Genomic DNA, 20,584 nt, shown 5'->3' with positions numbered 1-20,584 from the left:
ATTTAAGCATAAATCTTTATTTATACTAACTTCTACAACTTTAATTCTAGACTAAAATTCCCGAACAATATCTGTCCCAATTCCTTAAAATCTGACCCGAATAACTGGGATACACTAATCTTCGCCTTCTGGCACACAGGAATAATCAACTTTACCAAATGATAAGGTTGACTTTGATTTGTTGTTGAGGCTATCCTCAAAGATTCCATGATTACCCCTAAATCTCCCAATAACTTCAAATCCTTCCCAATTGCTTGTTCAAACACTAACAAAATTAATTGTAGCTTGCGCGTTAACTCGATTGGGATGGGTGTATATCCTAATTGGGGAGTAAGTGCAATTAATTCGCCAATTCCCTGAATATTAACTCGATATTTCTCTATTTCTTCTTCGCCTTTAATTTCCTGTCCTAACCACCCGTAACAACGAGAACAAAATCCCGCAGGTGAAAACCTAGCCATCGCAGGTAAACGCGAACCACAATGAGGACATTCTTCTATTAATCGCTGTTTGTGAATCAAACAAAATTCTACATCCTTAAATGACCATAATAATGGTTCATAGAGGGTCTTTTTTGTCTGCTCCCACTCTTCCCAACAACAAGGACACCAAGCGCGATAGTTCCGAAATAACCCCTTGTCATAAATCATTCCTTTCCAGCTTAAAAGAGTCAAAAAACGTAAATCCTGACGTATTGTTAACTCTTCTAAGACAGTGACCAACTTTCCCGTCATTTCCCGCATTCCGTTGATGGCTGGTTTAACATCGCTATTTCCCAATAGGTGACTGATATTTTTTGACAGTAGCTCAGATTTATCCTCATCTTTAAGGATAAGTGGAGCAATTTCTCCCATAATCAGCTTCTGAGAGGTTAAACAATGCTCTTGCGCCAAACGATTGAGATAACTACTCAGACTTTCTGTGTAAGGAGTTCCTACTGCAATAGGTTCAAGACAAAATAACCGACTCCTTCGAGGAATTTCTAGGGGCTTTGGACTCCAAAGCTCTGAGTAAATACTCATCCCTCTTGATTGATTCCTACTAAGTCTCTACCTACCTTACGCTCCCCAACCCTTCCACCTTTCTTGGGTGATGAACTGTCAGTAGATTCAGTTTTCTTGAGGTTTCCATCATTATATAAACTGGCGAAAAGTCTTTCTCCTGCTTCTAACTCTTCTTTAATCTTATTTCGTCTTCCTGCGGATAACTCCCTCGCTTTAAAATCTTTCATTCTCACTGTTTTGGCTTTATCATCTAACGCATTTTTGAGGGCGCGATACCACCAACTTTTGAGAATTCCCACACATCCTATCGAGTATTCCATAAAGTATTCCCAATTATCGCCTAATTGGGGCGCATTTTCCACAGGGAAATACTGCTGTAACGTCATAATAATTTTAATAAAATGTTGTTGGTCTTCTACTTTATTTAGATAATAGGGAGGTAAATAATAATCTTCACTTCTTCTTCCTACCTGACCGTTCACTTGTTGACATTTTAATAGCTCATACGTTCCAAATAAAATATGAACTGTTTGAGTTTTATTAGCAATTGATTTAAGCCAGTTCATTTGAACATTAATTTGTCTTCCCCCTGCCACATCAAATAAGTGCTGTGCTTCATCGAGGGTATAAGCTTTTAACTGACGGTGTAAAAAAACTTTTTGCATTGTTCGGCGCAAAGCCTTAGCATTCTTTCCTTCATGATCTCCTGTTAAATTATCTTCGTTATCATTTTCTAAATCAATCCCATAATTTTCCTTATAATCAATCAAAACTTCCTTTAAAGACTCCAACACCTGAATATAGTAATCAGAATAGTTAAACTTCCCTCCTTCAGCGCTATCTACCTCGATTCCCCCTACAATTAAACTCCCAGGATTGGAAATAATTTCATCTTCAAAATGTTTAAGTAATCGTTTCTCAAATTCTGCTTTCAAGCGAGATTTACCTACGCCTGTTACTCCAAACACCAGATATACTAAAGCATCATCCGGTTCGATCGCATTTTTGAGTAGCTGTTCTAAAAGCAACCTGATATTGCGATGAGGAATAATCACATCTTTAAAGTATTTAAGCTTATTATCCGTCGATTGTTGAAGAATTTCTAGACCAAACGGACGATTATTAGCCATCACCATAATTCCTCATCAGGGAAAGGTTCAATATTGTCAAGGTTAATTTCTCTAGACAGGCTAGGCTGTAAAACAGCTTCTTCCCTATCGAAAATAGTCTCTTCAATCTCTTTAGTCTTGGGTTCGGAAGGCTGTTTAATATCTACTGAATTTAAAACAGCGCTACTAAGAGTTCCTTCGATTAAATTATAAACTAATTTAGCCGATTGATCTCGACGGATTTGTAACATTATTTCTTCATGCTCTTCTGCATTATTCAGCAAGTCAACAATCTCTTTAAACCCTATATATTTGCTCTGGTTATATTTTTGTTGTTTTGTTCTGCAAACGGTTGATGCTATCTCTACCGCTTTTTCTGAATAACCTTGAAACTTCATATAATAATTAGATAAGCACTTTACCCAATGATTATTAACATAGGCATAAGCAACACCATAATCAAGGGGATCATAGCGGACGGGAACCGATTGGTTTTCCACACTGTAAAATTCATTCGACCAATAATCTTGATAGTTAATCCTTACTCCCTTACCAGGAATAACTTTGGCCGTACCCTTATTGTTTGTAGGCAAGGTTAAAATTTTGAATTGCTCATCATACTTGATATATTGATGAGGGCGATGTCCCGTTTTAGCTAATCCCAATTCAAAGGCTTGTTGAGGAGACATTCCTTCTAAAGCCGGATGTTCTGCCCGATCGTAAACTCCATAAGCATAGCCAAAAGCCAAATACTCGTATAATTCTTCTAAATTCCAAACCGCTAAATTTTTTGGATTATTTTCTTTCTTAACGAGCCGGACGTGCTTCATAATTTGGGTATTACCCCTTAAATTATTGATAAATTCCGTATTTTGTGACCCAAACCAACGTTCAATAATCGAACTAAATTTCGGAACATCTTTGGGACGATGTTTTTTACTAGCTTCAAATCGAGCTAATAAAGTTTCAAAATAAGTAGATTGAAACTCTTTTCCGTTATCTACAACAATCCATTCAGGGAATCGCCCAAACCGTTGCACGCAGATGCGGATAGCCATCATACATGACCGATAACTCGGATGATCGAAAGTTAGATATAACGCTAAAATCCGACGACTATAAGCATCAATCATGCCTGTTACCCAAGGCCTGCCTAAGTTCGTCTTACTGTAGGGACATACACATTGAATATCAAGCTGGGTATGGTCAATATGCACAATTTCAAGAGGACGATCTCCATGACGGGGGGTAGTGGGTTTAATTAACCAAGGCCCCAAAAGACTATTAGCGGCACGAGGCCCCATCCTTCTTTTAGTTTGTTGATAAGAGTTTCGTTTCTTTAGCCTTTCATAGTAAAATGTATGGCTAGGAATTGGAGAGATGAGTCCTGATTCCTCCCATTTATCTCTTAGTATTAGATAAGTTTGCCAAGCATTCTTTTGTTTAAAGGTTTCATAGTGTTCTTCTATTACCTTATCAATGAATTCTAAATCTTCATCAGAATAGCGAGGAGTTGGATTACCTTTATATTGGGGAATTAGACCTACCAAACCAACTCCATGTTCTTGCTTCGCTTTGCGATATTTGGCTTTCCACTGGCGTAAGGTTCGTTCTGGTACATTACAGTCCAGAGAATCATAAGACTCCCCATCTAAAAGCGGTTTAATTGCTTGATATCGCTGATTAGCCATTTCTAAAGCTTTAGGGCTGGCTTCTCTAAAGTATTGTTGCCATTCCTCCTCATCTAAGGTTTTCTGTTCTTTTGTTTGAAGATGACTAATTTCCCCTAACTCAACTAATTGTTGAAATTCTGCATGAGTCCAATGAATAATTCCTTGTTCTCCTTTGAGAAAAATTTTACTCTCTCCAATATGGTCAATAGTCAGGCTTTTTCCATCTAAAAGAAATGATGAACCCACTTTGAGATCGACTATCTGCACACTGCTAGATACAGGTTCACTATAATAATGAGTAGCAGTAATGTATGCTTCGGCAGTCGCTTGGTCACGGAATAGATGTACTCTATCTTGTTCGACTAAGGCGACTGCACTTAAATCGACATAAACTTTTTCAAGCGCAATTAAGGTATTAATATCGTCAATGGTGGCATTTTGCGCTTTTTTAAGCAGATTTGTCAGGTTAATACCCGGATTATTAATGATAATCTCTTTAATATGGAATTCTACCTGTTCATCAAGGATGTATTGTTGATCTAAATATCCTTGCTTGTAAGGTTGTAAATACTTCTGATTCCGATATTTGACCCAATCAATTTCACTATCTGAGCGAAGACTGTAATAATATCCTAAGTTTTCGGTATATTCTTGAACAATGATATCTACCCATTTTCCTTCCAAGTTTTGGTAACGATAAGCCTGTTCCTTGCTTAGTGTGTCAAGCTTTTTCTCTGTTTTCCATTCTTCAAACCCACATCGATTCTTTCTCATTACAAAGAAATCAGGGTAATGAGCAATAGTAGTAGCTTGTTTTCCTTGAGGTGAGCATTTGATAGTGAATTTAATCGGTTGCTCCCAGTATTCTAAAACTGAGTCATCATTTTCATAAAATTGAATGATCGCAGGTAATTCAACGGTGTGGGATTCAAATTGAATCGTTCTGCCCATTTTTTTACTAGCGTAAGGGCCATGAACATTTCTTGAACTCCCTTTGACCTTACGGACGGGAGGAGATGTGCGAATTTGGTTAACCCAATCTCTTTGTTGTTGTGAGAGTTGCAGGCGATCGCACCATGCTTGAAATTCACCATCGGAGAGCATGGCTATCCTTCCTAAAATTGCTTCAAGTTTACCGATAAAAGCATCATAACAAGCCCTGTCTATTTCGGCAACATCAAACTTTAAAAATAGTATTTCGGCAAAATCAGGCTTTAAAAGGCTATCTCGCTAGAATATTCATACAACGGGTCTATGAGGGTTTGAGAGAATGGGGTGGCAAAACCTGGCTTTAAATTACGGCAAAGTCAAACTTTAAATGACATTGGTAGCGATCGCTTATTGGCTGTTTATAAGGTTGAGTTTTGAAACGGCAGCGACAACGCGCTAATAACTGCAACAGAAAAGCCCAGAATTTATAATCTGGCTTTGTCTGATCATTATTATGCTGAGTTGGACGCGAAAGAGCGATCGCTACAACTGATATTTGAGATAGAGATAGAGAAAGCGATCGCCTTCGCTCCATTTTAGCTCCACAGATTTCTGCTCTTGTCAAGAGCATTGGGGCTTCTCCCCGCTAGAGTGAAGCGATCGCGTTTTGGCAGGATGAAAGGGTGCAATGGTGCTAGAGGCTCAGCATGAAAGTTCGGGAAGTGATTAAGCTAATAGAAGAGGATGGTTGGTATCTGGCAAGAACTAGGGGCAGTCATCGTCAGTTCAAGCATTCAACCAAGTCCGGTTTAATCACAATTGCAGGGAAACCCTCCGACGATCTAGCACCTGGCACGTTAAACAGCATTTTAAAGCAAGCTCAGCTTAAGGAAGAGAAGGAAGCAGGAGAAGAGGAATAATGCGCTATGCGATTGTGATTGAAAAGCTAGAGAGCAACTATTCAGCTTATGTTCCAGATTTACCTGGATGTGTGGCGACAGGTGCAACGATTGAGGAGATAGAACAACAGATAAAAGAAGCGATCGCTTTTCATTTGGATGGTTTGCGAGAAGAGGGTTTACCAATTCCCGAACCAACTACTCTATGTGAATATATTGAAGCTTGCTGAGAGAGCGATCACTCCTTATCAAGGATTGCATTGAGAAACTGGTCAAGTGATATTTTAGGGTTATCTCTCTCAAGAAGTTAAGTACCTATGGACGTTGCGGAAGCTAAAGCCCGACTGGAAGCTGCTTATGAAGATGAAGCAGTTTTTCTTCCCCCAAGTGTATTAAACAAAATAACATTAGATGACATTCCTAACCAGGTGATGATTGAGGTTGGCTTACCTAAAGATGGCGTTATGCATCTTGACTGGAGCGGTAGGCTATTCAAAGACCAAGATAAAATTAAAGGTGAAGCAGATTACACTTGGACAAGAAAGTATTGGTACTCTCCCATAGGGCTAGAACACTATCTAGACTTGGTACGTCGTGCTGTTGAGTTGCGTAACAGGGTTCATAATGATGTGGAGATAACAAACTACGACGATGATGGTGCTTATATCCAGATGACATTTGTTGTTAGTACAGGGGAAAAGAATCTTTGCAAAGCTTACCACCACATAAAACGAATCTGTCATGAGCTAGAAGAAAAAGCCGAAAAAGCGGCTGATGAAGCAGGTAAAAGACTTTCTGAAATTGCAAGTCGAGTGTCTGGATGGGGTAGCCAAAGTTTAGACGAACTTGTGAATGCAGTTGAAAAAGCTTCTTCCACCGATGAGCGTGGAAGATCTCTAGAAGAACTTATTAGTAGATTATTTGAGGCAATACCTGGTTTTACTGTGACCGATCGGATCAGGACAGCGACAGAAGAAATTGATATTGCTGTCCTTAACGATAGCAATGATCCTCGCTTTAGACGGGAATCGGCTATTCTGTTGGCTGAGTGTAAGAATTGGAGTGACAAGTGTGGCAAGAACGAGTTCGTTCTATTCAAGGAGAAAATCGAAAACCGTAGCAATCGGTGTTCTCTGGGCTTCTTAATCTCATGGAATGGCTTCAAAGACACTGTTCCTAAAGAGATGCTTCGTGGAAGCCGAGAGCATACACTTGTAGTGCCCATAACTGGGAAAGACATTCGTGCTGCTGTGCTTGACAACAATTTTGCTGATGTGCTGGCATCCTGTTGGCAAAAAGCTATCACGACATGAGTTTTATTGAAGCAACGTTGACCGCATCGCTTGCCACGCCTCAATCTGCTGCTGTAATTGCTGGATGCGATCGCACCTCGGAGGATAAACGGATGCGATCGCTTATTCATTGCCTCCCAACTTCTCCAGTAATGCTTGCCACGTTTCAATCTGCTGCTGTAACTGCTGGATGCGATTCCCTACGGAATAGCTACGCTTCACGCGCTTGGCAGGATGAGGGGGTGCGATCGCTCTTTCATTGTCCGCCAGCTTTAGAACAGCAACTTCAGTCAATGCAAGTTTATGGTGGTGGATGACGACCTAGCAATTCCTCTTGTGCCCTAATCGCCAACATTGTTGCTCGATTCAAATCAAGTGCTTGCAATGTTGCTCGACCCGTAGCTGTCAACCCGGCAACTGCACATCATTCCAATCAAAGTGTTCTTTCCATGCCTGTTGGCGAGGATTAAAAATGGAGACAACTTCACCCGTCTTTGAATCCTCCAGACTTTGCCTCGCACCCTTGCGAAGTGAGCAGGAGACACAAGCAAGAGCCAGGTTTTCAGCAATCGTCTCGCCACCTGCTACGACAGGAACAATGTGGTCGATATGGAAAGTAGCTACTTGACCAATTTGTGATATCCCACAATATTCACAACGGTTATCTGCTCTTTGAATGACTAATCGACGGAGGGAAGCTGGAATTGTTGTCATCTATGCTTGCTTGATCACCCGTGTCGAGCGCAAACGCAGTAGAGATAAAAATTCCACCAGTTCAACAAGTCCTTCTGCTTCCTGTTGTTCTGTCTGAGACAGTGTATAGCCCTCGTCCTGACGATCCAACAAAAATTGTAAGCGTGCGTGAACCGCTTGGGGAAGCTGGAATCGGGTTAATTCGATAGGAATCTCTACGATTTCTGGCATAGAGCAGTTAGTTTAATTAGCAACTTTGCTGTAGCCTCATTGTAGGCGAAAGCATCCCAAGGGCGTATATGTCAAGCTCAAACACTGCGTTGGTGCGGACGGAAGGGACAGTGCGTAAGCGTTGCATACCGAAGAAAGCTTATCGCTTATTCATTCCCTCCCAACTTTTCCAGTTAACAAAAGATTGATGTTATGATTTAGCCCAAATTTTCAAAAAAGGTATTTCAGAATAAATGGTCTTGCTACTTGATAGAGCAGAGCCAGGGTAAAGGGGATAACGATCGGGAGAGTCACTATCAGTCCCCATTTGCCAAATTGAAGTTCTTGATTATCGGATTTGAGGACTGCGACCACTGCTGCGGCTCCCATTAGTATCCAGATACAACCAAAGATAATGAAAAGAGTATATGCTGAGTCTTGCATTTTTTTCCCTACTAGCGAAAGTAGTCTATTTTTAGGTTAGCTTGACCCTATTTGTGTAGTTGACTTCCTTTAGTTAGGTTATTCTTATTGACTAAAGAATGTAGATTAAATAACTTATAAAATTCGTCTTCTGTAGGGGCATGGCAGTTCCATGCCCCTACGTAGGGAATTGGAGGTTAATAAATCCACGATTTTAAGGTTGATTATCATCATTTAGCCGACAGCGCCCCTGCGTCTCGCACTCGATGCGCTTCTGGCGATCGCTTACAATTGTCGCCAAATCTGGTCGTCCAGTAAGGGCGAGTCGCCAGTCAGCCCAAATTCCATACAGCCAATCGACGATGGAACCGATAATCGGCAACTTAGTCACCGCATAGATCCACCCTATCCCCAGAATCTCGTAGACGCGGCGGAAAACTTCTACATTCTTAATCACCGTACCATCAGGAAGCACGGCATGGATTCGCCCCATCGCCGTTTCAAAGTCAACACCGCCATGCGCTTCGGGGATATAGCGATCGCCTGCGATGTCCACAAACGCCACCAACCCTCGACCTGCATCCCGTCTCTTTAAGAAGTTGACCTCTCGCAGACACAATGGACATTCACCGTCATACAGCAGTTCGATCTGCCATGACTGGGCTTTGGTAGCGACTTCCACCGATTCGGGAAACTGGGTATTCAACGACATAGGTACTTCTCAACTAGCTTATTCCTCAAGTGAGGATTCTACTATTTTAAGAAACTTAACATTTTTAGGTGTCATTGGTTTGCTGCCCTAATTGCCGCTTGCTGAGGCTTGTGTGTGCCAGTAACGCGATCGCCAGGTTCTAACAGACGCTACAGTAATTCCAATCGCGCAGCCAAACAGCACCTAATCAATTAAATAGTATGTTTGCGATCGCTACTTGCCTGTGGGATAGATCAATATCTTCAAGCAGGTTAGTGAGATAATAGAGAAGTGTGAGGAAGAAAACGGAACCAATCTTTGTTATAAAGGGGGAAAATCATGAAACTCAAGCTTTTAGCAATATGCGCCTTATTCACTCCCCTATTTTTCACTAACCCAGTTCAAGCTGAGAATCCGCTTCACGTAAAGCAGCTATTGTCCACTGGGCATTGTTTTCAGTGCGATTTATCAGGGGCAGACCTCCGTGGCGCACATTTGCTTGGTGCTGATTTGAGAGAAGCCAATTTGCAAGGCGCAAACCTTACGGACGCCAACCTCGAAGGCGCTGACCTGGCTAATGCAAACTTAACAGGAGCTAATTTAACCTTAGCTTTTGTAACCAATGCGAATTTTCAACAAGCAAATCTCAACCAAGTTAATTTTACTAACGCCAAGATTTACGACGCGAATGTGTATGGCGCATCTATGGATGGGCTGATCATTACTGATGCCGAAATATTTAACACGGGCATTGGTATTGGTGGAGAAGATGCGGGTATGCAACCTTGGGACTAGGTTGTGTTGAAGGGCTAGACCTGCTTTAAATAGCTCTCATAGCACAGATAATTCTCCCATTTTTTGAGTAAAACTTCAGAAAATGGGAGTTTTCTATTTAGTGGGTTTCCGGCAACCTTAAAAGAACTTTTTCTTCTTAAAGCTTAAACCCGTTAAAATGGGTTCAAACAACCCAAAAATCTTGACGATAACTTTAGCTACCAAGCCTCGAACTTTAGTTCAGGGTTGATTGTAAGAATTTTAGTAGATAATTAATGCAAGACTGCAAAGCAGTCCAGTAACTAAGTTTATTTAACACTTAAAACTTTCAGATAGTAAAGTCATGGTCACGACTCAGGATTATCTTGTCCACCCAATGGCAACGCTGACCGTCACCTGGGAAAAGTTGCCTGACGACTTTCAATTAGAAGAAAAACCTGTGGAAAATACTGGTCAACCTCTGATTGCAGGAGCACTCCGAGAAATTCTAGAACTTATGGGGTATATCAAGCCAGAAATGCTGATTGCCTCAAATTTTGGACTGTGTGCAACTGTTAACGGGAACTTGATAATCAAAGCGCCAGATTGGGTTTACGTCCCTTCTGTGCTAGAAGCAGGTAAAGAACGCAAAAGCTATACCCCCAACCTAGAAGGCGACAAACCCAGCGTCGTCATGGAATTTCTCTCTGAAACTGATGGTGGTGAATATTCAGTTAAACGCACCTACCCGCCTGGTAAGTGGTTTTTTTACGAACAAATACTTCAAGTCCCAACTTATGTAATTTTTGACCAAGAAACTGGACTGCTGGAAGTATATAAGTTGGAAGCAGGACGGTATGAATTGGAATTACCAAACGCCGAAGGCCGCCATTGGATAGCGGACATGGGATTATTTTTGGGAGTTTGGCGAGGGGAAAAGGAAGAACGTACAGGTTATTGGTTGCGCTGGTGGGATGAGGGGGAAAATTTGCTGTTGTGGGGGAAAGAATTATTAGAACAAGAACGTCAAAGAGTTGAACAAGAACGCCAAAAAGTTGAACAAGAACGTCAACGGGCAGATAAATTAGCCGAATACTTGCGTTCTCAAGGAATTAACCCTGATGAAATTAGCTAATTGCTAATAGTTTTTTTACCATTAGCTTTTGCCTTCTATCTTGTCTGGTTTGGTTGTACTGTTGGTTTTACCGTTGGAAGTGGTCTAGACGGAGGATTGACAATAGTTACATCTGTCGAACGAATCCCATAAGAAGTAAGATACTGGTAAAAAACTCCTGCTGTTTGTGGAGTGGGAAATGGGCCGATTTGGATGCCACTCACATTCGTAGAAGAAGTGGTGTCTTGCCAGTAACATTGGCTGAGTCGTAAACTTGAATACTCTCTGGCTAGACGTTTAAGAACAGTGGGATTCACGTTTTTAGCCCGAACTAACCACTGACCCCCGGAATAAGGACAGTTTGTTTTAGGAGTTACTTGAGCAGTAGCTTGAGTGCAGGACAAGGAATAACCTAAAATTATGGCGAGAGCAAACTTAGCGCTATTGTTCATTTAACCTCTGGAAATTGAAGAATGACGAAGGATATCTTTGATGAGCAAGTAGATACTAGAAATGGTTAATAGCAATTGCCCAAATTGTAAAACCGGATCGAGTCGCCATCCCTGGAAAAAGAATATGATACCGGACAATAAATATATTACAGCAAAAACTATATCTTGAATTACATCCCCCACTCTGAAGGGTCTACGGAGCGATAATCCTAAAGGTATAATTAATATACCTATAACTGCTAATAAGATGCCTAAAAGGCTGGCTATATTGAGTCCAAAGTTTATCATATTGACTGTTATTAATTCGCTAAGGGATTAATTCATTTTTAGAACTTACAAAATTTCTACAATTCCTTGTTTACCATCAATTCTAACACGCTGACCATCTTGTAATAGCCTAGTAGCATTGTGAATATCCATCACTGCTGGAATACCATATTCACGAGCAACAATTGCACCGTGAGAAAGTCGCCCACCTACTTCTGCGATTAAACCGCCAGCACGAGATAATAGCGCCGCCCAACCAGAATCGGTGTAAGGTACAACTAGAATTGTATCGCGGTCAATATCAGAAATTGCTTGTAAATTGCGGATAACTTTCACTTTCCCCTCAACTTGTCCGGGACTAGCACCAATTCCTTGCAACAACTTTGTAGAAATTGAAGATTGAGGGATAAAGTTGAGAGTTGGCGGCGCATTGCCGTAAACTAAGGGGGGAATATTAGTAAGCTGACTATATTGTTTAAGTTGCGACCGCCTTTTTTCCACCAACTGCGAAACTTGCTCAATTAAACTTTTATTGTCCCCTTCAATTATCCGCCGAACCTCATCAAATTCTAGAAAAAAGATATCACCAGACTCAGATAGTAAACCCGACCGTAACCAAATTTCCTCCAAAGCAACAAAACACCATCTTACCTCAGCCAACAAACGGCTATAAACCTCAGTAACCTTTCCCTTTAAATCAAGTCGCCTCTGCACAGCATTAACCTTCCATCCCCTTTTCTCTCTGCGTTCTCTGCGTCTTGGCGGTTCATTCTCTCCCAAAAACTGAGTAAACAATTCTCGCGCCGCGTGGGGATCTTCCCTCCAAGTTGGAACCGCGATATCTGTCGCCACCTCACTCAAATAGCCGTAACGATCAAGCCATTGATCGAATCGTTCCAAAATAGTCTGTCCATCGGGAATTTCAGCCAGCGTTGCGAATAGGGAAGGCGAATCCGGGGATAATTGCGAAGATGGCAGCAAATTCCGGGCTTCCCGTGCAAGTTCTTGGAGCGATCGCAAAGAAGCAACTTCCGGAGCTATACTATTATCCAAATCGATATCTTTGACTTTCCAAACTCCCTGCCGGATTGCCAAACTCAAAGGAGCTAAAATGCTGTAATAAGTCGCACTTTTTAGCACGTCCAAAAGTTTCTCAATCCGGTGGAATAACGCATCTTGGTTATTTAAAGTAGCTGTTTCAGTTAGAACCGGAAGAAGTAAATTTTTATAATCTCGTTCAAAATCTTTTTCCAAACTCAATTCGCGTCTAAGCAACCGCATTAAACCCGGGCCATTTTGCAACGTAGAACTAAAAGGCGGTTTAGAAAATTTGGCACCTCTAGTTAAAAATTCCAAACTTTCCGGCGGTAAGCCCATCCGAAGGAAAATCTGACCCAACAGCGTTGCATTAAAATAGGCGTGGGAAAAGTGTAGAGTAGCAGTTTCATTAAAGTCTAACCCAGCAGCTCTTTCTCCCAAAACTAAAGTAAAAATTTCTCCCCAAACTCCACAGGTCAAAGGACGATTAATCGACCAAGTGAGAGGACGAATTATTCCCGGAATTACCTCAGCGGCAATTTTGCGCGTCCAAATAGGTTGTAAAGTAGTGATAGAACGCGATTGTAAAAGCCACAACGTTTGTCCGTCATAACTCCATTCGATATCTTGCGGAATACCGTGAAATTGCCTCTCAAGTTGACGCGCTAAATAGGCGACTTCCCGAATTAATCCCTGCGGTACATCACCACTACCTTCAACTTCTAGAGAGTTTACATCCAAATTTTCTACATCGCCCAGAAAAACCCGATACTGTTCTGGTGTAACTTGTCCAGAGACAACTTGCGTGGCATCTCCCGGCAATGCTTCAATTACCACAGCATCGCCTTGCTGGAAAATCGGATCGCGACTGAAAGCAACGCCAGAAAAAGCACCCCGGACTTGTTTTTGAATCAGCACCGACATTGAAGATTCTGGCAAGTCGCGAGGAGCGCTTCGCGCATAGGCTTCGCGAGCGCGTCTATACTGGACAGCAGCTGGATTATTGTATGAAGCTAGAACGCGCGTAATCGCCTCCTCCAAAGCTTCCCCACTCGTCACATTTAATATTGTTTCGTACTGTCCCGCCGCCGAAGATTGTTCCGAATCTTCGCCCACCGCACTAGAACGCACCGCCAAGGGTTCTGTAACAGAAGGCTGTAGATACTCAATTAGCAGTGCCGGATCATCTCCTGGCGGCAAAACCCAACCCATCGGCACCGAATAACCCCAACGTTTCAACTGGGATAACGTGGCAGCTTTCTGACCGACTTTGTTTGCGTCTAACGGTTTATCCAGAGAAACGATAGCTTTATCACCTCGGAAAAAACGAAACACAGCCTTATTCCCATTTTGTGCTTGCGTGGCTGGAAGATCGAGGTCATCGGGGATATTTTGGTAAATCCAGGCGATGATAGAACTGAGAGCGATCGCGGCGACAACTTCCCCCGTGGTACGATTCGGCAAAAGTAGCTTCAGCACGGGTAACAAAATCAAAACCCAGATTCGCCCCAGCTTCCTCTCGCGTACCAGTGTAAAGCCAATTCCCCCAATTATAAATACTAAGACCGACACCACCGGGTCATGCACTACATAACCCCACACCACATTTGTTGTCCCCGCACCCCGCGCCATCCAATAACGCCCCATCACCAGCGCAATTAGGGCAATTAGCTCCCACGCTGGATCAGTCTCAAAGAAGGCACGAGCTAGCAATACTGCGGCAATGCCTTTAAAAGCCTCCGACAAGACCGCTAGAATACCCGCCAGCCGTCCCCCGTGATAAAAAGCCGCCGAGACTGACACATTCCTCGTGCCGAGCCTTGAGAGTTGCCTTCCAGACAATGCGCGAACAATCCAGGCAGTCAGGGGCAATCCTCCTAGTAGAGGACAGACAATAAAGATAAGTAGCGCTCCCCAAACTTGAGTCAGCGTCATGATTTCCGTTGTAATAACCTCTCACCTGAATTGTAGTAGTGTTTTTCAATGCCAAGGTACGCTCCAAGCGATCGCGCAAATTAAAATAAGCCGGACGACTGTAGGCGCTTCGCCTTCCCGAAGGGTAGTCGCCGCTATATAAACAAAGCCTGTCTAAGCAGGCTAGAAATCATACTTCTTCTTCTGCGTTCCTTTGCGATTCCTTTTGCGTTCCTTGGCGTTATAAAAATCTAACCTATGTCACTTTCCCGCTTTGTTACGTATAGCCCCGCTTACACTGTTGTCCCGACTTACGAATGTTTTAATCGCTGTACTTACTGCAACTTCCGCATTGAGCCGGGTAAAAGTCCCTGGCTGACTCTACAAGACGCAGAAGAAATATTAAAACGGTTGCAATGTCAAGAAGTCTGTGAAATTTTAATTTTAAGCGGTGAAGTACATCCCCAATCCTCACGCCGAAAGACCTGGTTTCAGTTGATTTATGACTTGTGCGATTTAGCATTATCAATGGGGTTTTTGCCTCACACCAATGCAGGGCCATTGAGCTTTACGGAAATGGCTAAGTTGAAAGAAGTTAATGTTTCGATGGGGTTAATGTTGGAACAATTAACGCCGCAACTTTTGCAGACTGTTCACAAACACGCGCCTAGTAAAGTTCCACAATTACGGCTGCAACAATTGGAATGGGCAGGAAAGTTGCAAATTCCCTTTACAACAGGGTTGCTTTTAGGGATTGGAGAAAGTTCAACCCATTGGTGGGAAACCTTGGATGCGATCGCGCAACTCCATCAAAGTTACAATCACATTCAAGAAGTAATCTTACAACCCCACAGCCCCGGCACTCAACAAAGTTTCGACGCACCACCTTTTAACCCGCATCAATTACCAGAAGTTATTGCCAAAGCCCGTCAAATTCTGCCAGCAGATATTACCATCCAAATCCCCCCCAATCTAGTTACAGATGACCGTTGGTTACTCGCCTGTATAGAAGCTGGCGCGAGAGATTTAGGAGGAATTGGGCCAAAAGACGAAGTTAATCCCGATTATCCTCATATTCAGCATCAGCAACTAAGAGACATTCTAGAACCTGCGGGTTGGGAATTAGTGCCTCGATTGCCAGTTTATCCTCAGTACGATGATTGGTTGTCAGATAGGTTGCATAGAGTTGCCAAGCAGTGGCGAAATGTTCTGCTTTTAGAAGAAGGCATAAAATAGAACCAGTTGTATCAACTCTCATATGACCAATTTAAGAAAAAATTGAATAGAAAATATACCCAAATGAGAACAGACCTCTTAGAACGCCCTCTAGAAGTGGTCACTAAACTTGAAAAACTTCTAGACATCAAGCCCGACAAAGACGAAACTCATTATAACCAGGGCAATGCGCTGTTTAAGCAAGATCGTTTTGAAGAAGCGATCACTAGCTACCACAAAGCTCTAGAAATTAGAAATGATGGTTACGACGCCTGGTACAATCGGGGCATTGTGCTGGTAAAGTTAGGACGCATTGACGAAGCAATTGTCAGTTGGGACAAAGCTCTGGAAATTCAACCGGACTTCTATGAAGCCTGGTACAACCGGGGAATTGCGCTAAGTGAGTTAGGACGCATTGACGAAGCAATTGTCAGTTGGGATAAAGCTCTGGAAATTCAACCAGACTTTAGCGAAGCCTGGTATCACAGAGGTATTGCACTATTTGACTTAGAACGCTTGGAAGATGCTTTTGCGAGTTTCAACAAAGCCATCAAGTTCAACCCTAATGATTACTGGAGCTGGTATAGCCGAGGTGTGGCTTTGACTAACCTCGGTAGCTATGAGGAAGCAATTCCCAGCTTCAACAAAGCTCTAGAAATTCAGCCTGACCATGAATGGAGTTGGGGTAGCCGAGGTGTGGCTTTGACTAACCTCGGTAGCTATGAGGAAGCAATTGCCAGCTTCAACAAAGCTCTAGAAATCCAACCCGATAGTTTTGAAGCTCGGTATAACTTGGGTAGTGTTTTATATCGATTAGGTCGATATAAAGAGGTAATTGTTAGTTACGACAAAGCTATACAAATAAAATCTAACGCTCAAGAAGTCTGGTACAACCGGGGCAATACATTCCTAAAATTGGGATGCTTATATGAAGCGCTTGCCAGCTATGATCAAGCCTTGAATATTCAACCTAACCTTTACCTAGCTTGGCAATACCGAGGCGTTATACTCTTAAAGTTGCGGCGCTTAGACGAAGCGATCGCTAGTTATGACAAAGCTCTTGAATTTAAACCAGACTTCCACGAAGCTTGGTATAACACGGCTTGCTGTTATGCCTTACAGGGTAATGTTGAGCAAGCGATTGAGAACTTGCAACAAGCCATTAGCTTGAGTCCTGATAAATACCTGGATATCGCAAGAAATGACTCAGATTTTGACGGTATTCGAGATGATGAGCGTTTTCAGGCTTTGATTCCGAAAGGAAGTAATAGGGAAGAAGAGGCACTGCAAGGGGCTTTACTTAAAAAAGCAGAACTGGAAGAATATGAATGGCTGAAAGCAGCCGTCAGAAATCCAGCTTTTGATTTTTTGAAAGACCCAGAAGAAGACATCTATACTTTAGCTGACGGCGAACCATTCCATGACCCAGAAGGGGCGAAAACTGTAGCCAGTGACCCAAATTATGGTTTTATAACAGACCCAGAAGAAGACATCTACACTTTAGCTGACGGCGAACCATTTTATGACGAAAGGTAAAATTTTTCTTGCGCCTTTTCCTTATGATGATTTATCGACTAATAAGGTGCGTCCAGCCGTTTGCTTAACTAACCCAGTAGGAGCTAAAAGACACATCATCTTGGCTTATATTACCAGTCGTATTCCATCTAGCTTACTGGAAACAGATATCCTGTTAGATAGCGCTCATCCCGATTTTTGTGCTTCAGGATTGCGCGTACCATCGACTATCAGATTGCATCAAATGGTAACAGTTTCTACAACCGTAATCCAGCGAAAATTGGGTGAATTGTCATCTGATACGCAGGTAAAAATTGCTGAAAAGCTGTGCAAGCTGCTGAGTGACTAATTGCGCGATCGCATTCTCACTAGGCCACAAGCGATCGCGCACTCCACCAACCCAGGAATAACATTTAAAATTTGTCTTTATAGTTATTTTTAATGAGCAATGCTACAGATTGGCAATTATAAAAAATATATAGTTTTATGAAATATTTAGTAGGGTTAGTAGTTTTTTCCGCTATAGGTTATTTTTTGATTGTAGATACAACCACTTTTTATAGACAATTTAAAATTAGTAACCAGCATAATCAATTACTAGCAGATTTTGGTAGACTTTTGATTTTAGGAGTAATGGCAGGAATTGGATATAAGGTTGCTTCAGAAACTTTTCAACAACCTAATGATTGGATAGTGTTTTTAGTCAAGGGCATAATCGGAGCTTTGTTAATACGTCTAGGTCGTGCAATCGTCTAGTTGTTTTTTGCATTATTAGTAGATTGGTTAACCAAATAAATGCTTGAATCAGCGGATAGGAAGTATAAAAAGTGTAATTGAAGTGTTTAATTTCCTGAGTTAGGCTGATGGCAAAGTAGCCACTGGCGAAAGGTAGATAAGCGCGATCGCATTCTCACTGACAGCAAAGCGCGATCGCATTCTCACCCATCCTCTACTTTGCATCCCTTAACATAACGATCCCAGAGGAAAAACCCATCGTAAAATAGACTAATGTCTTGTGAAGCCAAGTTTACTGGCGTAAAAATACCTATGCGTAGATTAGGGCGCTACGAGCAACCGCTGGGAATTGACTCCGACGACCACGAAATCTGGTACCGTCGTGGCGAAGCGCTGGCTAACTTAAAACGCAACGAAGAAGCACTGGTTTGCTTTGACAAAGCTATAAAACTTGCCCCAAAAAATCAAGCAGCTTGGACGTTCCGAGGCGTGGTGTTAATTCACCTCAAACGCTATGAAGAAGCGTTAACAAGTTGTGACAAAGCTTTAGAAATTGCACCAGAAGATAAAGAAGCTTGGATGTTCCGAGGCGCAGCGCTACATGGGTTGGGGCGTTACAAACAAGCTTACGCCAGCTATGACAAAGCTTTGGGAATCAAAAAGACATCCCTTTGGCAAAGACTAATTGAGAAAGTGGGTAATTGGTAATCGGGAATGGGTATTTTCCCCTCTCCCTTGCAGCAGGAAATTAGTAAAATAAATTTATAGAATTCAGGAGCCAGGTTATCTGGCACAAAACGCCTATCGAAACCATCTACGGTAATCTTCAAGGTTTAAAGTCCAGCCAGCTGAAGCAGCTAGAGAAACTTTATCATCAGCGGCTACCAGGCGATCACATTACGACAGCGGAATTCGCCCAGCGGTTGGCAGCAATTAGCACCGAAATCAATCAGCCTGTATCCGTCTACATTAATCGCCGGGGACAGGTGATTCGAGTCGGAGTGGGAACCCCCAGACAAACGCAGATTCCCGCTCTAGAATTGCCTCGTTACGGTGCAGAAAGACTCAGTGGTATTCGCTGCATATCTACTCAACTGAAATCAGAAGCACCGAGTGAAGCTGCATTGACCGCAATGGCAATGCAACGGCTAGACGTGCTGGCAGTGCTATCGCTGACTGGGGGAGGGTTTGAGCGACGCGGTGGGGGAGCCACAGGTTACATCAAAGAAACTTATCTAGCTCACCTAGTTCCCCATCCGGAAGCAATTTGGAATCTGTCGCCACCGATGAGCCTGGATGCGCTGAGTAACCAGGATTTTCTGGAACTGGTGGATGGACTAGAAGCCGAGTTTCAGCGAGAATTTGTTGCCAAGCAAGTAGACAGCGATCGCGATCGCGTCCTTCTGGTGGGGTTGATGACTCAAGACATGACACCCCTGCAATTCCAAGATGGATTGGAAGAATTGGCGCGGTTGGTGGATACTGCTGGGGGGCAAGTGTTGGAAACAATGCAGCAAAAACGTCCCCGTCCCCATCCCCAGACCGTGGTCGGCGAAGGTAAAGTGCAAGAAATTGCCCTGACTGCACAAACACTGGGAGTTAACCTGATCGTCTTTGACCGCGACCTCTCACCAGCGCAAGTCCGCAATCTGGAAACTCAGACTGGTATCCGTGTGGTAGACCGGACTGAGGTGATTTTGGATATCTTTGCCCAACGCGCTCAGTCTGGTGCTGGTAAGTTGCAGGTAGAATTGGCGCAAATGGAATATATGCTGCCGCGCTTGACTGGTCGCGGTCAAGCAATGTCCCGACTCGGCGGCGGTATCGGTACTAGGGGGCCTGGTGAAACCAAGTTGGAAACTGAGCGCCGGGGAATTCAGCGTCGCATTGCCAGACTGCAACAGCAAGTCAACCAGCTGCAAGCGCACCGTTCGCGGTTACGCTTACAACGGCAACATCAGGATGTTCCCTCAATTGCCTTAGTTGGATATACCAATGCTGGTAAATCTACGTTGCTAAATGTGCTAACTAATGCTGAAGTTTACACAGCAGACCAGTTGTTTGCAACTCTCGACCCGACTACGCGGCGTTTAGTCATACCCGATGCGGTGACAGACGAGGCGCAGCAGATTGTGATTACAGACACGGTAGGATTTATTCACGAGTTACCACCTTCTTTGATGGATGCTTTCCGTGCCACATTGGAAGAGGTGACAGAAGCGGATGCGCTGCTTCATGTGGTGGATTTGTCTCATCCAGCTTGGCAAAGTCAGATTCGTTCTGTGATGGCGATTTTGTCAGAAATGCCAGTAACGCCCGGGCCATCGTTGATTGTTTTTAACAAGATGGATCAAGTGGATGGCGATACTCTGGTGCTAGCAAAAGAGGAGTTTCCCCAAGCGGTGTTTATTTCCGCAAGCGATCGCCTGGGTTTAGAAACTCTGCGTTACCGCATCAGCCAACTGGTTCACTATGCGATCGCGCCCGGTTAAGCCTCTGGGTTCTCATGCAAAAAATACTTGAGAATAGCCCCCCTTAAAAAGGGCAGGGCTGATTCATTGGAAAAAGGAAAATAGACGATGCACATCATGAGACAAATGTCGAAGTGCTTTGGTGATCGAGGCAAAACCGTGCTGACGAAATAGATTGATGGCGAA

Annotated in this window: 22 protein-coding genes and 1 pseudogene; 13 read left to right on the top strand and 10 right to left on the bottom strand. The window is 43.0% G+C overall.

Features of this window, described 5'->3' with window-relative positions:
* Positions 1-32: 32 nt before the first annotated feature.
* The 4 genes from H6F63_RS10415 to H6F63_RS10400 all read right to left on the bottom strand — a co-directional run bounded on the left by H6F63_RS10415 (position 33) and on the right by H6F63_RS10400 (position 5,347).
* Positions 33-1,022, bottom strand: coding sequence for a TniQ family protein (locus tag H6F63_RS10415; protein ID WP_190637108.1), 990 nt, complete (start codon positions 1,020-1,022; stop codon positions 33-35).
* Positions 1,019-2,134 (bottom strand): ATP-binding protein, encoded by a 1,116-nt coding sequence (locus H6F63_RS10410; RefSeq protein ID WP_199297933.1) that lies wholly within the window; start codon positions 2,132-2,134, stop codon positions 1,019-1,021. The genes H6F63_RS10415 and H6F63_RS10410 overlap by 4 nt, the downstream gene beginning before the upstream one ends.
* Positions 2,134-4,890, bottom strand: a complete 2,757-nt coding sequence (locus H6F63_RS10405; protein WP_190637104.1) for a DDE-type integrase/transposase/recombinase — start codon at positions 4,888-4,890, stop codon at positions 2,134-2,136. The genes H6F63_RS10410 and H6F63_RS10405 overlap by 1 nt, the downstream gene beginning before the upstream one ends.
* Before the next feature lie 187 nt (positions 4,891-5,077).
* Positions 5,078-5,347: a hypothetical protein gene (locus H6F63_RS10400; protein ID WP_190637102.1), complete on the bottom strand. Its 270-nt coding sequence runs from the start codon at positions 5,345-5,347 to the stop codon at positions 5,078-5,080.
* Between the two features lie 76 nt (positions 5,348-5,423).
* Between H6F63_RS10400 and H6F63_RS10395 the strand changes: the two genes are divergently transcribed.
* From H6F63_RS10395 to H6F63_RS10380, 4 genes are all read left to right on the top strand, one after another.
* On the top strand, positions 5,424-5,636 hold the full coding sequence (locus H6F63_RS10395) for a type II toxin-antitoxin system HicA family toxin (RefSeq protein ID WP_190637100.1): 213 nt from the start codon (positions 5,424-5,426) through the stop codon (positions 5,634-5,636).
* On the top strand, positions 5,636-5,845 hold the full coding sequence (locus H6F63_RS10390; protein WP_190637098.1) for a type II toxin-antitoxin system HicB family antitoxin: 210 nt from the start codon (positions 5,636-5,638) through the stop codon (positions 5,843-5,845). The genes H6F63_RS10395 and H6F63_RS10390 overlap by 1 nt, the downstream gene beginning before the upstream one ends.
* Positions 5,846-5,932: 87 nt before the next feature.
* Complete coding sequence (locus tag H6F63_RS10385; protein WP_190637095.1) at positions 5,933-6,928, top strand: hypothetical protein; 996 nt, start codon at positions 5,933-5,935, stop codon at positions 6,926-6,928.
* On the top strand, positions 6,925-7,224 hold the full coding sequence (locus H6F63_RS10380; protein ID WP_190637093.1) for a hypothetical protein: 300 nt from the start codon (positions 6,925-6,927) through the stop codon (positions 7,222-7,224). Before H6F63_RS10385 ends, H6F63_RS10380 begins: the two co-directional genes overlap by 4 nt.
* Here the strand turns inward: H6F63_RS10380 and H6F63_RS10375 are convergent.
* The 3 genes and pseudogenes from H6F63_RS10375 to H6F63_RS10365 form a co-directional block, all read right to left on the bottom strand.
* Positions 7,209-7,621, bottom strand: a pseudogene (locus H6F63_RS10375) (HNH endonuclease signature motif containing protein). The gene H6F63_RS10380 and the pseudogene H6F63_RS10375 sit on opposite strands and share 16 nt — an antisense overlap.
* Positions 7,622-7,831: a hypothetical protein gene (locus tag H6F63_RS10370; protein WP_190637091.1), complete on the bottom strand. Its 210-nt coding sequence runs from the start codon at positions 7,829-7,831 to the stop codon at positions 7,622-7,624.
* A 616-nt stretch (positions 7,832-8,447) separates the two neighbouring features.
* A complete protein-coding gene (locus H6F63_RS10365; RefSeq protein ID WP_190637089.1) occupies positions 8,448-8,945 on the bottom strand; it encodes a DUF393 domain-containing protein in 498 nt (165 codons plus the stop codon).
* Between the two features lie 318 nt (positions 8,946-9,263).
* Between H6F63_RS10365 and H6F63_RS10360 the strand changes: the two genes are divergently transcribed.
* Together H6F63_RS10360 and H6F63_RS10355 are read left to right on the top strand one after the other, a co-directional pair.
* A complete protein-coding gene (locus H6F63_RS10360; protein WP_190637087.1) occupies positions 9,264-9,719 on the top strand; it encodes a pentapeptide repeat-containing protein in 456 nt (151 codons plus the stop codon).
* A 322-nt stretch (positions 9,720-10,041) separates the two neighbouring features.
* Complete coding sequence (locus tag H6F63_RS10355; RefSeq protein WP_190637085.1) at positions 10,042-10,812, top strand: Uma2 family endonuclease; 771 nt, start codon at positions 10,042-10,044, stop codon at positions 10,810-10,812.
* A gap of 35 nt (positions 10,813-10,847) precedes the next feature.
* Here H6F63_RS10355 and H6F63_RS10350 read toward each other — a convergent pair whose 3' ends face one another.
* The 3 genes from H6F63_RS10350 to H6F63_RS10340 are packed head-to-tail and all read right to left on the bottom strand — an operon-like array spanning position 10,848 to position 14,483.
* Positions 10,848-11,243 (bottom strand): hypothetical protein, encoded by a 396-nt coding sequence (locus H6F63_RS10350; protein WP_190637083.1) that lies wholly within the window; start codon positions 11,241-11,243, stop codon positions 10,848-10,850.
* Positions 11,244-11,531, bottom strand: a complete 288-nt coding sequence (locus H6F63_RS10345) for a Ycf66 family protein (protein WP_190637081.1) — start codon at positions 11,529-11,531, stop codon at positions 11,244-11,246.
* A gap of 45 nt (positions 11,532-11,576) precedes the next feature.
* Positions 11,577-14,483 (bottom strand): glycerol-3-phosphate acyltransferase, encoded by a 2,907-nt coding sequence (locus H6F63_RS10340; protein ID WP_190637079.1) that lies wholly within the window; start codon positions 14,481-14,483, stop codon positions 11,577-11,579.
* On the opposite strand from H6F63_RS10340, the gene H6F63_RS10335 reads away from it, so the two are divergent.
* From H6F63_RS10335 to hflX, 7 genes are all read left to right on the top strand, one after another.
* Positions 14,482-14,625: a hypothetical protein gene (locus H6F63_RS10335; RefSeq protein WP_190637077.1), complete on the top strand. Its 144-nt coding sequence runs from the start codon at positions 14,482-14,484 to the stop codon at positions 14,623-14,625. The genes H6F63_RS10340 and H6F63_RS10335 overlap by 2 nt on opposite strands.
* A 95-nt stretch (positions 14,626-14,720) precedes the next feature.
* Positions 14,721-15,698: a 7,8-didemethyl-8-hydroxy-5-deazariboflavin synthase subunit CofG gene (gene cofG, locus H6F63_RS10330; protein ID WP_190637075.1), complete on the top strand. Its 978-nt coding sequence runs from the start codon at positions 14,721-14,723 to the stop codon at positions 15,696-15,698.
* A 63-nt stretch (positions 15,699-15,761) separates the two neighbouring features.
* On the top strand, positions 15,762-17,213 hold the full coding sequence (locus H6F63_RS10325; RefSeq protein WP_190637072.1) for a tetratricopeptide repeat protein: 1,452 nt from the start codon (positions 15,762-15,764) through the stop codon (positions 17,211-17,213).
* A complete protein-coding gene (locus tag H6F63_RS10320; protein ID WP_190637070.1) occupies positions 17,200-17,541 on the top strand; it encodes a type II toxin-antitoxin system PemK/MazF family toxin in 342 nt (113 codons plus the stop codon). Before H6F63_RS10325 ends, H6F63_RS10320 begins: the two co-directional genes overlap by 14 nt.
* A 137-nt stretch (positions 17,542-17,678) precedes the next feature.
* A complete protein-coding gene (locus H6F63_RS10315; RefSeq protein WP_190637068.1) occupies positions 17,679-17,948 on the top strand; it encodes a hypothetical protein in 270 nt (89 codons plus the stop codon).
* Between the two features lie 291 nt (positions 17,949-18,239).
* On the top strand, positions 18,240-18,635 hold the full coding sequence (locus H6F63_RS10310) for a tetratricopeptide repeat protein (protein WP_190637066.1): 396 nt from the start codon (positions 18,240-18,242) through the stop codon (positions 18,633-18,635).
* Between the two features lie 95 nt (positions 18,636-18,730).
* Entirely contained in the window at positions 18,731-20,419 is a 1,689-nt protein-coding gene (gene hflX, locus H6F63_RS10305) for a GTPase HflX (RefSeq protein ID WP_190420207.1), read from the top strand.
* Positions 20,420-20,584: the final 165 nt, after the last annotated feature.

This window comes from Trichocoleus sp. FACHB-40 (assembly GCF_014695915.1).
Taxonomy (GTDB): Bacteria; Cyanobacteriota; Cyanobacteriia; order Cyanobacteriales; family FACHB-T130; genus Funiculus; species Funiculus sociatus.
This window is presented reverse-complemented; position numbering and strand designations above follow the sequence as displayed.